Here is a 16,034-nt window from a genome sequence, read left to right on the forward strand (position 1 = left end):
ATATGCGCCGCTCCGGTTGGAACGGCGGCGCAACTCGTAGTATTGCGGGGCATTGTTGCCTTGCCGTTTCAAGGCTGTCAATCGGAGTTAGTTAATGATCGGCCGGAAACGTAGAGCCAGCGCGGGTTTTTGCACATTCGCCGAAAACGGCTCCGACCAAATGGTTAAGCACAGAACCGGGGCTATGGTCCAATTTGCGCAATTTCGTGCGAGACTGCTGCATTGCGCCAACGCCGGGCACCGCTTTTTCCCATGTATATCGTCGCCATCGCCTGGCTCTACGTCGTGTTGATGATGTCCTTGACTGAGCAATCTTGGATTGCCGGCATCGGCACATTTGTCTTCTACGGCGTGGCGCCGCTATCGCTCTTCCTCTGGATTGTCGGCACGCCGGCACGCAGACGCCGCCGCAAAGCCAAGGAAGCCGCGCAAGACAAGGCGGACACCGCCCCCACACTGAGCAGCGATGCAGGCGACGGCGCCGCCTGAACGCTCACTCTGCCCGCCAGATCAGCGTCGCCATGCGGCCCGTGGTGCGCTCCCGACGGTACGAATAGAAGCGCTCGGCGTCCGTCATCGTGCACAGGCCTCCGCCGTACACGTCAGTACAGCCGGCGCGTTCCAGCCGCAGCCGGGCGAGCGCATACAGATCAGCGAAGAACTTGCCCGCGGATGCGCCTTCCACGAAAGCCGCCTGGGTGGCAGGTAATTCACCGGGCTGAGCGGCGTCGATAAAGGCCTGGCGCACTTCCGCACCCACTTCAAAGCACGATGGCCCAATGGCCGGCCCCAGCCATGCCAACCACGTTGGATCGGCTTCCTGGCCACTGGCGCGCAATCGTTGCGTCATCGCATCCAGCGTGCGCTCGATCACGCCACCGCATAGACCGCGCCAGCCCGCATGCGCCGCACCCACGGTTACGCCTCGAGCGTCGCTCAGCAAGACAGGCAGGCAATCTGCCGTCATGACCACGCAGACGCGATCCCGCCACGACGCCACCGCCGCGTCGGCAATCACAGGCGTTGACGTACCGACGAGTTGATCAAGATCCGCCACGCCGGTGCCGTGCACCTGCTCCATCCACGTCGGCTCGACGGGTAGCGCTGCACGCAAGATGCGGCGGTTCTGTTCAACGGCTTCCGGTGCATCGCCGACGTGCAGGCCAAGGTTCAGGCCACCGGGCAAGCCACCGGCCAATCCGTAAGGCCCTGTGCTGACACCACCCACGCGGGTCGTGGCCAGCGCTTTGACATGCGGATGCGCGGGCCAGTCGGGGACGATCCAGTCAGTTGATATCGGCATCGGGATCCAGGTCGAGGGCTTCCAGCAGATCGGCGAAATCATCGGGCACGCCGACTTCCCAATGCACCGATTTGCCCGACGCAGGATGCACGAGCCCCAGGCGCACTGCGTGCAGCGCCTGCCGCGTAAATGGCACCGGTAGCGGCGCCTTGATCGTCTGCGGCTTGCCACGGCGGAAATTGCGCGTATAGACCGGATCGCCAAGCAGCGGATGCCCCTCCGATTCAAAGTGCACACGGATCTGGTGTGTGCGACCGGTCTCGAGCTGGCAGCGCACCAGCGATACCTGTGCGCGCCCGAGGTCTACCACGTCTAGCGTCTTGAAATGCGTGCGCGCCGGCTTGCCGCTGGCCGTCTCGATGATGGCCATGCGCGTGCGGTCACGCGGGTCACGGCCGATCGGGGCGTCGATCGTGGCTTCTTCCGGCGTCTCGCCCCACACCAGCGCGAGATACGTCCGCTTGACGGTACGTGCCTGCAACTGGCGCACGAGGTCCGTCTGTGCTGGAAGCGTACGGGCAACCACCATCAGGCCGGAGGTGTCCTTGTCGAGGCGGTGGACGATGCCTGCGCGCGGCAGCTCCGCTGCGTCGGGATACCGGTGCAGCAGGCCGTTGAGCACCGTGCCGCTCCAGTTGCCCGCAGCCGGATGCACCACCAGCCCGGCGGGCTTATTGATGACGAGCAGCGTGTCGTCTTCGTACACCACATCCAGATCGATGGGCTCGGCAACGAAGGCACTTTCGTCGGCCGCGCGCTGCGGGACGACTTCAATGCGGTCACCGCCTGAGATGGCCGCACGCGGGCGCACGACTTCACCCCGCAGGCGCACCGCACCTGCGTCGATCCATTGCTGCAGGCGGCTGCGCGAATAGTCGGGCAGCAGCTTGGCAAGCGCTTTGTCCAGACGCTCGCCGTGCATGGCTTCGGGAATCTCGACGATGATCGGTTCGGCAGCCGGTGCCGCAGCGGCGGCAGGCAAATCGAGCGCTTCATCATCGAGCGCGTCTTCCGTCTCCGGCGCAGCGAGGGAAACGTCAGCCAGTGCGTCGTCTGACACAGGGCTTGGGCTATAATGCTTGATGCGATTTTTCATTCAGAAAAGGTGCCCATGTCGGTCACGAGCGTAAAGCAGGCGCGTATTGGCAGTCGAATCGGCAGTCGAATCCGCGCACAAATCGGAGCAGTGTTGGTGGCAGGCGTTGCATGTCTGACTATCTCGGCCTGCGGCATCCTGCCGGAACAGCAAGACGAAACTGCTGGCTGGTCAGCTAACAAATTATATTCGGAAGCGAAGGATTCGCTCGACGGCGGTGACTACGCCAAGGCGGTCAAGTACTACGAAAAGCTCGAAAGCCGCTATCCGTTCGGGCCATACGCCCAGCAAGCCCAGATCGAAACCGCCTACGCCAACTACAAGGATGGCGAGACGGCTGCCGCGCTGGCCTCGGTTGATCGCTTCATCCAGCTGCACCCGAATCACCCCAGCGTGGATTACGCCTACTACCTCAAGGGCCTGATCAACTTCAACGACAACCTGGGCTGGCTCGGCCGCTTCTCGAACCAGGACTTGAGCGAGCGCGACCCGAAGGCCGCACGCGCCGCCTACGACGCGTTCAAGACGCTGATCACGCGTTTCCCGAACAGCAAATACACGCCGGACGCCACGCAGCGCATGCAGTACATCGTGAACGCGATGGCCGAGCATGAAGTGGGCGCCGCGCGCTACTACTATCGCCGTGGCGCTTACCTGGCCGCCGTCAACCGCGCACAAGACGCAATCAAGGATTACGACCGCGCCCCGGCTGTGGAAGAAGCGCTGTACATCATGATGAAGTCGTACGAAGCGCTGGGCATGAAAGACATGCGCGACGATACCGAGCGCATCATCAAGCAGAACTACCCGAAGAGCGACTTCCTCGCTTACGGTCAGCGCAAGAAAGACAAGCCCTGGTACCAGTGGTGGTAAGCAAGGCTTGAAGAGCGCAGCAAAAAGCCCGGTCGATTGGCCGGGCTTTTTGTTTGTGCGTGCGGGTCAGTCATCCGTTTCGGTCGACTGCGGAACATCCGGATCCAGCCGCAGGGAACGCAGGAACTCGGCGGCGGTCTCGGCCTCGCGCGTACGCTTGAACGGCGGCAGGCTCTGCCAGATCTGGCGACCGTAGTTTTTCTCGACCAAGCGAGGGTCGCAGATCATCAGCACGCCGCGATCGGTCTCCGAGCGAATCAGTCGGCCGGCACCTTGCTTAAGCGTGATCACCGCGTGCGGCAATTGGTGCACGGCAAACGGACTCAGCCCCTTTTTCTCCAGGGCCTCCATCCGGGCGCTCAGCACCGGATCATCGGGCGGGGCGAACGGCAATTTATCGATGACGACTAGAGAGAGCGCCTCGCCGCGTACGTCCACGCCCTCCCAGAAGCTTTGACTGCCGATCAGCACGGCGTTGCCGAGCGCGCGGAAACGGTCCAACAGTTCCGTACGGCTGGCCTGGCCCTGCACAAGCAGCGGGAAATCCCACCCGCGTTGCGCGAATTCGTCCGTCAAGCGTTCGGCGGCGCGGTTCACGGCGCGCAGCGTCGTGCATAGCAGAAACGTCTTGCCGCCCGCCGCTTCAATCAGCGGCAAAGTGGCGTCGAGCACCGCATCGGTAAAGCGCGGTTCGCTCGGCTGCGGCAGATCGCGCGGCACATACAGCAAGCCTTGTGATGCGTAATCGAACGGGCTGTCGAGCGTCATCGAGCGATCACGATCCAAGCCCAACTGTGCGGCGTAGTGCGTGAAGTTGCCGCGCACCGAAAGCGTGGCCGAGGTGAAGACCCACGCGCGCGGCTGGCCGGCACGTTGGCGCGAAAAAATTGGCGCGATCGATAACGGCGTCAGATGCAATTGCACGGAATTGGCGAACACCTCGACCCAGCGCACACGTTCGTCGACAGGGGCCGCGCTCTTGCCCTCCCCGCCCTCGTCGTCACTTTCCTTCTTTGGCGCCTTCGGGGGTTTGGGATCGACCCACGCCTCAAGCTTTTCACACAGCGCCACGGCGCGGCGATGGCACTGCTCGATGGTCTCTGCGCGTTCGGCCTGGGCTTCCAGCGCGCCGGTAAAGTCGGAAAGTGCCTGCTCCAGCTTCGGCAGCACCTCGTAGAACGGCTTGGCGAGCGCCGCATCATTATCGATCTGCTTGATCGACAGGCGTGATCCGTCCTGGCGGAAAACAAGACGCAGGTCGCGCGCGGCTCGCTCCAGCGGCGCGGCAATCGCAACCCAATCCACCGCATCACGTGCGTGCGAAAGGCCTTCGGCCACGCTGTCGCGCGCAAGCTCGAGAATCTGGTTCGTGGAGATGGTCTCGCCAAAGAACAACGTGGCGGTTTCGGGCAGCTGGTGGGCTTCGTCGAAGACGATCGTGTTTGCAGCGGGCAGCAGTTCGGCCATGCCGGTGTCCTTCAACATCACGTCTGCGAAGAACAGGTGGTGGTTGACCACCACCACGTCGGCCTGCTGCGCCTCCTTGCGGGCGCGCATGACAAAGCAGTCTTTGTAATAGGCGCAGTCTGAACCCAGGCAGTTGTCGCGCGTGGACGTGACAAGGTTCCACACCGGCGCGTTCTCGGGCACGCTGGCAAGTTCGGCCTTGTCGCCAGTTTTCGTTGTCTTCAGGAAGAGGTTGATCTGGCGCAGCCACGCGGCGTCCTGGCGCGAAGAAAGGCGCCCGTTCTGCGACGTGCGCTCGACGTGGTAATGGCAGACGTAGTTGGCGCGCCCCTTGAGCAGCGCCACCGACACCGGCGCATTCAGCGCCTTGCGCACGGTCGGGATGTCGCGCAGGAAAAGCTGGTCCTGCAGGTTTTTCGTCCCGGTGGACAGGATCACCTTGCCACCCCAGAGCATCGCCGGGACCAGGTAAGCGTAGGTTTTACCGGTGCCCGTGCCAGCCTCGACGATGATCGAATCTGCGGCTTCGATGGCGTTGGCAACGGCCTGCGCCATCGTCAGCTGCGCACTGCGGGGCCGGTAGCCATCGATACCCTTGGCCAGCGTGCCGTCATCGGCAAAGAGCGTCGCCAGCTCGACATGATGGGCATCGGCAGGTGGAGAGGCAGCGGGAACCGAAGCGTCGCTGGTATCGGCGTCGGAATCAGCCGACGGCTCGGCCAGCGGGGAAAGCGAAGTCAACGCGGAATCCGTGGAGTCAAATGACGGAGGCCGCACGTGATTGCGGCCTCTCGGGATGAAAATCGAACCAACTTTGGGCAGGCGCTAAGCCGGCACGTCCGGCTCAAGCTGCAACTGTAGCAGGGTGATGGTGTCCTTGAGTTTCAGGCGGCGCTTCTTGAGGCGGCGCAGCTGCAACTCGTCGTGACCGGCCGTACCTGCCAGCCGGTCGATCAGGAAATCGAGATCGCGGTGCTCGATCTGCAATTCAATGATGCGACGCGAGATCGTGTTCAGATCGCTGTCCATCGCTCTCCTCCGGAAACCCGGCCTTGGCTGAAGTTTAGAACCCCAGCGGACTGGTGTTGTTCTGGTTTTGCTCTTTGCGGTGCTTGGTTTGTTCGCGGCGCTCATCCAATTCCTTCTGGCGCTTGGCAGCGTCTTGCTGCTTTTCCTGGAATTGCTTGACGCTTTCCGCACGCTTGGCTGCATTGGCAGCGCCCTGCTCCTGCGCCGCCTTCAGCTTGGCGTCGTAATCGGCCTGCTTCTTGGCCTCAGCCTGCGCATTGGCGGCGCGCTGCGGCCCTTCGGCCTGGCGCTGCGCTTCATTCAGACGCTGCTGCTCCTGCTTGTTCGTGAAATCGGTGCGATTCTTCTGCTCGGCGGCTTCGCGCTGGGGACGCTCGGCGTTGTACTGAGCCTCGCGGATGGCGCGCTCCTGGTCGCGGCGGGCAGCGCGGTCGGCACGCTCGGCTTCGTCCAGTGCCAACTCGCGTTCGCGGATGGTGTGGAGCTCCGTGCGACGCACATCCTTGGCCTTATCGATGCAGCGCGTGACGAAGAATTTGTCGTAGCAAGCGCGCTCGGCCTGGGCGTAGCGGTATTCCGCCCATGCTTTGGCGCTGGTGATGCGATCGTGTTCGGCACCGAAATCGGGCTGCGTGGCGGGCACCGCAGCGGCTGGCGCGGAGGCCGGCGGAGACTGGCTCCATGCGGGCGCGGCAAGCAGCGCAACACTAAGCATGGACGCCGGCAGAACCAGACGGGAAGCGCGGCGCGCAGCTGCGCGGCGACGGGCAGAAAACAGGAGCGTAGGCATAACGCGCATTTTATCACCGCGCCTGTGCGGCAAACGCCGCGCGGCCACGGATTTCAGCTCAGGAACGGGGTTCGCGTTGTGGCAAAATGCGCGGCTTTCCATCGCACTCTCTGGAAGCAATGACTGATTCCGTGTTGCAGAAGATCGTCTCCCGCATCGCCATTGAACTGGCGGTCAGGCCGCAGCAGGTTGCCGCCGCCGTGCAACTGCTGGACGAAGGCGCCACCGTGCCCTTCATTGCACGTTACCGAAAGGAAGTGACGGACAACCTGGACGACACGCAACTGCGCAACCTGGAAGAGCGCCTGCTGTACCTGCGCGAACTGGAAGACCGCCGCGCAGCCATCCTGGCTTCCATTGAAGAGCAAGGCAAGCTGACCGATGCCCTGCGCACCACCATCGAGGCGGCCGAGACCAAGCAGGTGCTGGAAGACCTCTACCTGCCCTACAAGCCCAAGCGCCGCACGCGCGCCCAGATCGCCCGCGAATGCGGCCTTGAGCCGTTGGCCCAGGCCCTGCTGGCCGACCCGACGCTCGATCCTCAAGCGGAAGCCGCCAAGTTCGTCAACGGCAATCCGACCGCAGATGGCGGCGTCCCCGACGTAAAGGCCGCGCTGGACGGCGCGCGCGACATCCTCTCCGAACAGTTTGGCGAGACGGCAGAGCTGCTGGGCAAGGTGCGCGACCATCTTTGGAATCAGGGCCAGGTTTCGTCGACGGTGGTGGAAGGCAAGGAAACTGCCGAAGAAGAGAAATTCCGCGATTACTACGCCTACAGCGAACCGATCCGCAATGTGCCGTCGCACCGCGCATTGGCGCTATTCCGCGGCCGCAACGCGGGCGTGCTGTTCGTCAAGCTCGGTTTGGGCGAAGAACAGGACGCGCTGAGTCCCCACCCGTGCGAAGTCATGATCGCGCGCCATGTCGGCATCGAAAACAAGGGCCGCCCGGCTGACAAGTGGCTGTCGGATGTATGCCGCTGGTGCTGGCGCGTGAAGGTCCAGCCGCATATCGAAACCGAGCTGCTCACGCAGCTGCGCGAATCCGCCGAGGCCGAGGCCATCAAGATCTTCGGTCGCAATCTGCACGACCTGCTGCTGGCGGCGCCGGCTGGCCCCAAGGCAGTAATGGGCGTCGATCCGGGAATCCGCACGGGCTGCAAGATCGCCGTGGTTGACCACACCGGCAAGCTGCTTGAAACCGCCACGATCTACCCGCACGAACCGCGCCGCGACTGGAACGGTTCGCTGGCCACCCTCGCGCGGTTGGCCAAGCAGCACGGCGTGGCACTGGTTTCCATCGGCAACGGCACAGCAAGCCGCGAGACCGACAAGCTGGTGCAAGACCTGATGCGTAATGCGCCGGAGCTGAAGCTGACCAAGATCGTGGTGAGCGAGGCTGGCGCGTCGGTGTATTCGGCGTCGGAGTTGGCGGCCAAGGAATTCCCGGAGCTGGATGTGTCGCTACGTGGCGCGGTGTCGATCGCGCGTCGCCTGCAAGACCCGCTGGCCGAACTCGTGAAGATCGACCCGAAGTCGATCGGCGTCGGCCAGTATCAGCACGACGTGAACCAGCGCGAATTGGCCCGTGCGCTGGACGCCATCGTCGAGGATTGCGTGAACGCGGTCGGCGTGGATGTGAACACGGCCTCTGCCCCGCTACTGGCGCGTGTCTCGGGGCTGAACTCGATTCTTGCCAAGAACATCGTCGAATATCGTGATGCCAACGGCGCGTTCACCAACCGCGACGCGCTCAAGAAAGTGCCGCGCCTGGGCGACAAAACCTTCGAGCAGGCCGCTGGCTTTCTGCGCATCAATGACGGCGACAATCCGCTCGATCGCTCGTCGGTGCACCCGGAAGCGTATCCGGTGGTCAAGCGCATTCTGGACAGCATCAAGAAGGGCGTCGGCGACGTGCTCGGCAACCGCGAGGCGCTGCGCGGCCTGACCGCTCGCGACTTCACCGACGAGAAGTTCGGCCTGCCGACCGTGGTCGACATTCTTTCTGAACTGGAGAAGCCCGGCCGCGACCCGCGCCCCGAGTTCAAGACGGCCACGTTCCAGGACGGCGTGGAAGACATCAAGGACCTGCAGCCCGGCATGGTGCTCGAAGGCGTGGTGACAAACGTGGCAGCGTTTGGCGCGTTCATCGACATCGGCGTGCATCAGGATGGTCTGGTGCATGTGTCGGCGCTGTCGACCAAGTTCGTGCGCGACCCGCACGAGGTGGTCAAGCCCGGCCAGATCGTCAAGGTCAAAGTGATGGAAGTCGACGTGAAGCGCAACCGCATTGGACTGACGATGCGCCTGTCCGACGAACCCGGCCAGGCGCCTGCGCGTACCGGCAGTGGTGATCGCCCGAGCAGTGGCGGCAATCGCCACGGCGGCCAGCAGCGTCGCGCGCCGGAACCATCCGGCGCCATGGCGGAAGCCTTCGCCAAGCTCAAGCGCTAACGCAGATTCTGTTTAGCGGAGCCCGCCCGGTTTTCGGACTCGGCGGGCTTTTTCATGGCTGAGCGCGGTCGTTACAAGTCCTTACGCGCATGGATCTTTCCTAACACTCGCGCGTCGTCGACCCGCCTTATCGGCCCGTTATGGAGACACAGGCACACACCGCCTGGCACCCACGAGGAGAAACTCCATGAAGACGAGCCACACCCTGATCGCTGCCCTGCTTGCTGTAGCCGGTACCGCCGCTTTCGCGCAGACCACGCCGCCGGCTCCTGTGTCGCCTGTTACGCAAGTCCAGCAAGACAATCAGAAGATTCATCAGGACAACCGTGACATCCGTCACGACAACCGCGACATTCACCACGACCGTGCCGATATCGGCAAAGACAAGACCGCCCTGACTGACGAACGCGCCGAGCGCAACACCGCGCAACGCCGCGAAGACCGCGACCTGGCAAACGGCAACGTCAAGGGTGCCGAATACTGGAGCAAGCAACGCGCTCAAGATCAGCACCAGGTCAATGCCGACCGCCGTGACTTGCACCAGGACCGCAAGGACCTGCACGCCGACGTCAAGGATCGCAACCACGACGTACACGCGCGCAACCACGAAGTGCACAAACGCGACCACGACGCGTCGAAGATCTAACCCGAACATCGCCTGACACCCAAACAAAACGGCCCGTGCGTCTCTCTCGCACGGGCCGTTTGTTATGCAGCGATACGGTCGGTCAGATCTCGACCTTCGTACCCAACTCCACCACACGGTTCGCGGGGATGTGGAAGAAGTCCGAGGGCTTGGCGCCGTTCTGATGCATCCACGCAAACAGACGCTCGCGCCACATCGACATGCCCGGCAACTTGGACGGCACCACCGATTCGCGCGCGATGAAAAACGACGTATCCATCAGCTCGCAGCGCGTGCCGATCTGCGGCTGACCGAGTTCGAGCACGCGGTACACGTCCGGCGTTTCCTTGAAGCCGTATTCCGCCTTGACGATGTAGATGCCGCTGCCCAGATCGCGCACGGAGACCCGGTTTTTGTCGTCCACGTAGGGAATATCGCGCGTGACGAAGCTGATGAAGATCACGCGCTCGTGAAGCACGCGGTTGTGCTTGAGGTTATGCAGCAACGACACCGGCACAAACTCGGTATTGCCGGTCAGGAAAACCGCCGTGCCCTCGACACGATGCGGCGGATGCGCCAGCAAGCCCGCCAAGAACGGTTCGAGCGGAATGCCATCCTCCAGGCTGCGAGCACGCAAAAGCTTCTTGCCCTTGTACCAAGTCATCAGCAGGAAGAACACACCGGCGCCCAGCGTCAAGGGGAACCAACCGCCATCGCGAATCTTCAAGAGGTTGGCCGAGAAGAATGCCATGTCGACCACCAGGAAACAAAGGCTCACGAGCGTCACAAGCGCCGGGTGCCAACGCCAGACCGAGCGCATCACCACTGCCGCCAGCACTGTCGTGATGACCATCGTGGTCGTCACGGCAATGCCGTAGGCGGCGGCTAGGTTGTCGGATTTCTTGAACGCTAGCACCACGCCCACCACCAGGATCAGCAGCATCCAGTTGACCATCGGCACATAGATCTGGCCGATCTCGGCTTCCGAGGTGTAGCGAATGCGCATGCGCGGCACAAAACCCAGCTGAATCGCCTGGCTCGTCAGCGAAAACGCGCCCGAAATCACGGCCTGCGAGGCAATAACGGTAGCCGCCGCTGCCAGCACCACCATCGGGAGTTGCAACGCTTCCGGCACCGAACGGTAGAACGGGTTTTCGATGGTGCTCGGGTCGGTCAGCAACATCGCGCCTTGGCCGAAGTAGTTCAGCAGCAGGCTCGGCGCCACGATAAAGAACCACGCCCAGCGGATCGGACGGGCGCCGAAGTGGCCCATGTCGGCGTACAGCGCCTCAGCGCCGGTCAGCACCAGGAACACCGAGCCCAGCACAATGAACGCCTGCAGCGCATGGTCGTGCAGGAACGAAATCGCATGCATCGGGTTAACGGCCACCAGGATCTGCGGCGCCTTCACCAGATTCATCATGCCCAGCGCGGCCAGCGCGGCAAACCACAGCAGCATCACCGGACCGAACAACTTGCCGACCACCGACGTGCCGCTTCGCTGGATGAAAAACAGCACCGCCAGGATCACGAGCGTGATCGGCAAGACGAACGGCGTCAATGCTGGCGCGGCAATTTCAAGACCTTCCATGGCCGACAGGACAGAGATGGCCGGCGTGATCACCGCATCGCCATAGAACATGCAGGCACCGAAGACGCCCAGCATCATCAGCAGCGACATGCGTTTGGAATTGGTATTGGCCGTACGCAGCGACAGCGCCATCAGCGCAAGGATGCCGCCCTCGCCGTTGTTGTCGGCGCGCATGACAAACAGCACATACTTGAGCGACACCACGATCACCATCGCCCAGAACAGCATGGAGATGATGCCGAGCACCGCCCCGCTGGAGAAGGGAATGCCGTGCTCGGGGCTGAAGCACTCCTTGAGCGAATACAGCGGGCTGGTGCCGATGTCTCCGAACACCACACCCACGGCACCAATCACCATGGCGCGCAGGTTCACGTTGGTCTGGGGCGACCCTGTTGCTGTAAGAGCTTGACTCATGAACTTGGAAATCGGGCGGATTGCTGGCCGCTCAAAAAATCGTGCATTGCACAATGAGGGCGGATTGTACTCCCCGCCTCCCCCACGCCAACCCCTCGGGCGGGCATTCGTTGCCGCGGTGCATCACGCTGTACAGCCATACCGATAAAGCGTTCTGCAGGGCCGAAAGAACATTGCCCTGGCACACAGATACCGAATAAAGCACATTGTGCAGCGCGGGTCGGTCCCCTTGGTTCGCAGGCAACACGTTATACATGCTGTGCTGCACATAGCCGAAAGTAGGACTGCAGCTGACAGAACTTTGTAGGAAAATGCCTGACAAACCTTTATTGCAAAATTATGTTGAGCGACTGGTAATCAGCCGCCCGGCATTTCCGAAACGGGGACGGCCTTGCCCCACTCATCCATCCGCATCTTGGGGCATTCCAAGCCTTCCCTGACCGCACTGATTGTGCTGCTGGTCGTGGCGGCCCTATTGTTTGCGATCCCGCGCATGATCCTGCCGTTGGCACAACCGGCTTTCATGCAGCGGCTCGACCCCACTGTGTGGGCCGATTATGCTGGCCCGTACGACCTGGCAGCCGCCGTGGTGGCCGCCAGCGCGCTCATCATCTTCCTGCTTCGCCGCTGAGCGCGGCCGCCTTCAACGCGCCAGTGCGCGGGCGCATTCCGCAACCAGCGCGGGGCCGCGATAGATCAACCCCGTATACAGCTGTACCAGCTGGGCGCCAGCATCGATCTTCTCGCGCGCATGCTCGCCGGCGAGGATGCCGCCCACGCCAATGATGGGCACCGCATCGCCCAGCAAACCATGTAATGCGCGAATTACCCGCGTCGAACCCTCACGCACGGGCTGACCCGACAGGCCGCCCGCCTCTTCCGCATGCGCCAGACCAGCGACGGCCTCGCGGCTGATCGTCGTGTTGGTCGCAATCACGCCGTCCATTTTGTGGCGCAGCAGCGCGTCGGCAACGTTGGCAATCTGGTCGTCATCCAGGTCCGGCGCAATCTTCAGTGCCACCGGCACGTAGCGCTTATGCTGGTCTGCCAGACGCTGTTGCGCGTCGCGCAGCGTACCGAGCAGGCTGTCCAGCTCGCTCGCGCCCTGCAGTTGACGCAGGTTCTTCGTGTTCGGCGACGAAATGTTGACTGTCACGTAGCTCGCGTGCGGATACACACGCTCGAGGCAATGCAGGTAGTCGTCGACAGCGCGCTCGATGGGCGTGTCAGCGTTCTTGCCGATGTTCAGGCCGAGCACGCCGCCCGCCTCGCGCCACTTCGATGCCTTCACGTTATTGATGAATGCATCGACACCGCCGTTGTTGAAACCCATGCGGTTAATGAGCGCATTGGCCGCCGGCAAGCGGAACATGCGCGGGCGCGGGTTGCCTGGCTGCGCGCGCGGCGTGACCGTGCCGACTTCAATAAAACCGAAGCCGAGCGCGCCGAGCGCATCGATATACGCACCGTCCTTATCCAAGCCAGCCGCCAGCCCGACCGGGTTGGGAAACGTCACGCCCATCACCGTGCGCGGCTGCGGGGCTACGCGCGCACCGATGCAGCCCGAGAGCCCCATCGCGTGTGCCCGCTTGAGCTGGTTCAACGTGAAGTGATGCGCGTCTTCGGGATCCATCGAAAACAGCAGCGGACGGGCAAGCGGGTACAGGGCGTTGAGCACGATCGGAATCAAGAGAAGAACGCGAAAGGCGGCATTGTAAACGGCCGGCACGCCGCTCTGCACCGTGCGCGCCGCTTTCGAACACGGCTAGGCACGAAGTGTCCAAAGAACAGTCCAAGCTTGGCTTCGCGACTCGTTACACGGGTAACGAGCACCATCAATATGCATGCCGCATGAGAAAAGTGTTGCATCGCCGCACGGATGTCGCTATAATTTTTTATTCGACGGACGCGGGGTGGAGCAGTCTGGCAGCTCGTCGGGCTCATAACCCGAAGGTCGCAGGTTCAAATCCTGCCCCCGCAACCAGCCAGAAAGTCGAATGCGTTTCTACGGACGCGGGGTGGAGCAGTCTGGCAGCTCGTCGGGCTCATAACCCGAAGGTCGCAGGTTCAAATCCTGCCCCCGCAACCAGCCAAAGTAGAACGGCTCGCTCCAAGACCTGAGCCGAAACATCAAGCCCGCACACAGCGGGCTTTTTGCTTTTCTACGTCTCCACGCATCGTTTTGCGTGCAACTCAGTGGATACTCTCACCCCACCCTGCGCCGCGCGGGGCCGCTCCGCCGCGGTGATACACTGAGATATTCCACCCGCGACGATTCCCCATGAAATTCTGTTCCAACTGCGGCCAGTCAGTCGTCTCGCGCATTCCTGCCGGTGACAACCGACCGCGCGACGTTTGCGACCATTGCAATACGATTCACTATGTGAATCCGCGCAACGTGGTCGGCACCGTGCCCGTTTGGAACGATCAGATCCTCCTGTGCAAGCGCGCCATTGAACCCCGCTACGGCTTCTGGACCTTACCCGCAGGCTTCATGGAAATCGGGGAGACCACCGCGCAGGCCGCCAATCGGGAAACGCAGGAAGAAGCCGGCGCCAACGTCGAAATCGGCGAGTTGTATTCGGTACTCAACGTGCCGCACGTGCATCAAGTGCACTTGTTCTACCTGGCCAAGCTGAACGATCTGGATTTCGCGCCGGGCGAAGAAAGCCTGGAAGTCGCGCTCTTCAATGAAGCTGACATCCCCTGGGATGATCTGGCCTTCCCGACTGTCATCCACACGCTGCGTTGCTTCTTCGCCGATCGCGCGGCTGGCAAGCTGGCCGACGGCAGCTTCCGCCTGCACACGCTCGACATCTACAAGCCGATGCGCTCAGCCGCGATCGACACGCCGGCCACGACGCCGTAACGCCTACCTCACGTTGTCTGCATCATGATCGCCTGGCTGGATCCGCACGATCCCTTCCCGCCGGTCGATCGCGCGCTCGGGCCGGAATCCGAAGCGCCGGGGCTACTGGCCGCCAGCGCGGAGCTATCGCCGCAACGGCTGCTGATCGCGTATCGGCAAGGCATTTTTCCGTGGTATGCCCAGGGCCAGCCGGTGCTGTGGTGGAGCACCGACCCGCGCATGGTGCTTCGCCCCGACGATTTTCGCGTCTCAACTACCTTTCGCAAGACGCTGCGCCGCGTGCTTGACGACCCGGCCTGGGAAATCCGCATCGACCACGCCTTCCGCGAAACGATGGTCGCGTGTGCCACCACAGCCCGCCCAGGCCAGCACGGTACTTGGATCACCGAAGACGTTATTCAGGCCTATACCGCCCTGCACCGCCGCGGCTACGCGCACAGCGTCGAGGCGTGGCACGCCGGCCAACGCGTGGGCGGCTTGTACGGCGTGGCGCTCGGCCGCATGTTCTACGGCGAATCGATGTTTGCGCACCGCACCGATGCTTCAAAAATCGCGCTGGCGGCGCTCTGCGCCTTCCTCGGCGGTCAGGGCGTCGCGATGATAGACTGCCAGCAGGAGACCGAGCATCTGGCATCGCTGGGCGGTGCCCCGGTGCCGCGCGAGGCGTTTCTCGCACATGTGCGGGAGGCGGCCAACGCGCCGGCCATTGTGCCGTGGCACTTCGACAAATCGGTGCTCCGCCGGTGGACCGTGCGCAATGAGCAAGCTTAAGGAACTCCCCCTCTCGGCATTGCAGTTCTATGCCACCGCGCCTTACGCATGCAGCTATCTCGATGGCCGCCTGGCGCGCTCGCAGGTCGCCACGCCGGCGCACCTGATCAATGCCGACGTCTATTCAAAGCTCGTGCGCGCCGGCTTCCGGCGTAGCGGCATCTTCACCTACCGTCCACATTGCGATGACTGCCATGCATGTACGCCATGCCGCGTCGTCGTTGATCGATATGAGCCGTCGCGTGCGCAACGCCGTGCCGCCGAGCGACATCAAGGGCTTGAGGCGCTGGTTGCACCGCTTACCTATGTCGAAGAGCACTATCAGCTCTATCTGCTGTACCAGTCGGTCCGCCATGCGGGCGGCGGCATGGACCACGACAGCCGCGATCAATACGAGCAATTCCTGCTACAGAGCCGGGTGAATTCGCGTTTGGTGGAGTTTCGAGAGCCGCCCGAATCGCCATCGGCTGGCAAGCTGCGGATGGTCAGCATGATCGACGTGCTGGAAGACGGGTTGTCGTCTGTCTACACGTTCTACGACCCGATCGAACAGAGGGCGAGCTACGGAACGTACAACGTCCTGTGGCAGATCGCCCAGGCGCAGGCGCTGGACCTGCCCTACGTTTATCTCGGCTACTGGATCGAACAGAGCCGGAAGATGGCCTATAAGGCGCTGTTCCAGCCGCTGGAACTGCTCGTCAATGGCGAGTGGCGACGGTTTGAGGACGTAGCGCCACCAGCCACGGAGTGATG

The 16,034-nt window shown here is 62.7% G+C and carries 15 protein-coding genes and 2 tRNA genes; 10 read left to right on the forward strand and 7 right to left on the reverse strand.

Annotated features, from left to right (window positions below):
- The first annotated feature begins 252 nt into the window (after nucleotides 1-252).
- Complete coding sequence (locus NKG59_RS18075) at nucleotides 253-489, forward strand: hypothetical protein (protein ID WP_253539633.1); 237 nt, start codon at nucleotides 253-255, stop codon at nucleotides 487-489.
- A gap of 4 nt (nucleotides 490-493) precedes the next feature.
- Here the strand turns inward: NKG59_RS18075 and pgeF are convergent, their stop codons facing one another.
- Nucleotides 494-1,303, reverse strand: a complete 810-nt coding sequence (pgeF, locus tag NKG59_RS18080; RefSeq protein WP_253539636.1) for a peptidoglycan editing factor PgeF — start codon at nucleotides 1,301-1,303, stop codon at nucleotides 494-496.
- Nucleotides 1,287-2,399 (reverse strand): RluA family pseudouridine synthase, encoded by a 1,113-nt coding sequence (locus NKG59_RS18085; RefSeq protein WP_253539638.1) that lies wholly within the window; start codon nucleotides 2,397-2,399, stop codon nucleotides 1,287-1,289. Before NKG59_RS18085 ends, pgeF begins: the two co-directional genes overlap by 17 nt.
- A 15-nt stretch (nucleotides 2,400-2,414) precedes the next feature.
- Between NKG59_RS18085 and NKG59_RS18090 the strand changes: the two genes are divergently transcribed.
- Nucleotides 2,415-3,272 carry an outer membrane protein assembly factor BamD gene (locus NKG59_RS18090; protein WP_045202957.1) on the forward strand — a complete coding sequence of 286 codons (858 nt, stop codon included), beginning with the start codon at nucleotides 2,415-2,417 and terminating at the stop codon, nucleotides 3,270-3,272.
- A gap of 66 nt (nucleotides 3,273-3,338) precedes the next feature.
- Here NKG59_RS18090 and NKG59_RS18095 read toward each other — a convergent pair whose 3' ends face one another.
- The 3 genes from NKG59_RS18095 to NKG59_RS18105 all read right to left on the reverse strand — a co-directional run bounded on the left by NKG59_RS18095 (nucleotide 3,339) and on the right by NKG59_RS18105 (nucleotide 6,567).
- Entirely contained in the window at nucleotides 3,339-5,480 is a 2,142-nt protein-coding gene (locus tag NKG59_RS18095) for a DNA repair helicase YoaA (protein ID WP_253539639.1), read from the reverse strand.
- Nucleotides 5,481-5,564: 84 nt separating this feature from the next.
- Complete coding sequence (locus NKG59_RS18100) at nucleotides 5,565-5,768, reverse strand: DUF465 domain-containing protein (RefSeq protein ID WP_024975554.1); 204 nt, start codon at nucleotides 5,766-5,768, stop codon at nucleotides 5,565-5,567.
- Between the two features lie 34 nt (nucleotides 5,769-5,802).
- On the reverse strand, nucleotides 5,803-6,567 hold the full coding sequence (locus tag NKG59_RS18105; RefSeq protein WP_253539640.1) for a hypothetical protein: 765 nt from the start codon (nucleotides 6,565-6,567) through the stop codon (nucleotides 5,803-5,805).
- Nucleotides 6,568-6,677: 110 nt separating this feature from the next.
- On the opposite strand from NKG59_RS18105, the gene NKG59_RS18110 reads away from it, so the two are divergent.
- Together NKG59_RS18110 and NKG59_RS18115 are read left to right on the forward strand one after the other, a co-directional pair.
- Nucleotides 6,678-9,011 carry a Tex family protein gene (locus NKG59_RS18110; RefSeq protein WP_253539641.1) on the forward strand — a complete coding sequence of 778 codons (2,334 nt, stop codon included), beginning with the start codon at nucleotides 6,678-6,680 and terminating at the stop codon, nucleotides 9,009-9,011.
- A gap of 187 nt (nucleotides 9,012-9,198) precedes the next feature.
- Nucleotides 9,199-9,657 carry a DUF4148 domain-containing protein gene (locus tag NKG59_RS18115; RefSeq protein ID WP_045202961.1) on the forward strand — a complete coding sequence of 153 codons (459 nt, stop codon included), beginning with the start codon at nucleotides 9,199-9,201 and terminating at the stop codon, nucleotides 9,655-9,657.
- Nucleotides 9,658-9,739: 82 nt separating this feature from the next.
- Here NKG59_RS18115 and NKG59_RS18120 read toward each other — a convergent pair whose 3' ends face one another.
- Nucleotides 9,740-11,641: a potassium transporter Kup gene (locus NKG59_RS18120; protein WP_253539642.1), complete on the reverse strand. Its 1,902-nt coding sequence runs from the start codon at nucleotides 11,639-11,641 to the stop codon at nucleotides 9,740-9,742.
- A gap of 391 nt (nucleotides 11,642-12,032) precedes the next feature.
- Between NKG59_RS18120 and NKG59_RS18125 the strand changes: the two genes are divergently transcribed.
- The gene (locus tag NKG59_RS18125; protein WP_045202963.1) at nucleotides 12,033-12,272 is read left to right on the forward strand and encodes a hypothetical protein; all 240 of its coding nucleotides are present in this window, start codon (nucleotides 12,033-12,035) and stop codon (nucleotides 12,270-12,272) included.
- A 12-nt stretch (nucleotides 12,273-12,284) separates the two neighbouring features.
- Here the strand turns inward: NKG59_RS18125 and NKG59_RS18130 are convergent, their stop codons facing one another.
- Nucleotides 12,285-13,319: a quinone-dependent dihydroorotate dehydrogenase gene (locus NKG59_RS18130; protein WP_253539645.1), complete on the reverse strand. Its 1,035-nt coding sequence runs from the start codon at nucleotides 13,317-13,319 to the stop codon at nucleotides 12,285-12,287.
- A 229-nt stretch (nucleotides 13,320-13,548) separates the two neighbouring features.
- Between NKG59_RS18130 and NKG59_RS18135 the strand changes: the two genes are divergently transcribed.
- The 5 genes from NKG59_RS18135 to NKG59_RS18155 all read left to right on the forward strand — a co-directional run bounded on the left by NKG59_RS18135 (nucleotide 13,549) and on the right by NKG59_RS18155 (nucleotide 16,032).
- Nucleotides 13,549-13,625, forward strand: a tRNA-Met gene (locus NKG59_RS18135).
- Nucleotides 13,626-13,653: 28 nt separating this feature from the next.
- A tRNA-Met gene (locus tag NKG59_RS18140) sits at nucleotides 13,654-13,730 on the forward strand.
- 192 nt (nucleotides 13,731-13,922) lie between these two features.
- Nucleotides 13,923-14,510, forward strand: a complete 588-nt coding sequence (locus NKG59_RS18145; protein WP_253539648.1) for an NUDIX hydrolase — start codon at nucleotides 13,923-13,925, stop codon at nucleotides 14,508-14,510.
- A gap of 24 nt (nucleotides 14,511-14,534) precedes the next feature.
- A complete protein-coding gene (aat, locus tag NKG59_RS18150) occupies nucleotides 14,535-15,281 on the forward strand; it encodes a leucyl/phenylalanyl-tRNA--protein transferase (RefSeq protein ID WP_253539652.1) in 747 nt (248 codons plus the stop codon).
- Nucleotides 15,268-16,032: an arginyltransferase gene (locus NKG59_RS18155; RefSeq protein ID WP_045202966.1), complete on the forward strand. Its 765-nt coding sequence runs from the start codon at nucleotides 15,268-15,270 to the stop codon at nucleotides 16,030-16,032. The genes aat and NKG59_RS18155 overlap by 14 nt, the downstream gene beginning before the upstream one ends.
- The last annotated feature ends 2 nt before the right edge of the window (nucleotides 16,033-16,034 follow it).

The organism is Ralstonia chuxiongensis (assembly GCF_024158925.1).
GTDB classification, from domain to species: Bacteria; Pseudomonadota; Gammaproteobacteria; order Burkholderiales; family Burkholderiaceae; genus Ralstonia; species Ralstonia chuxiongensis.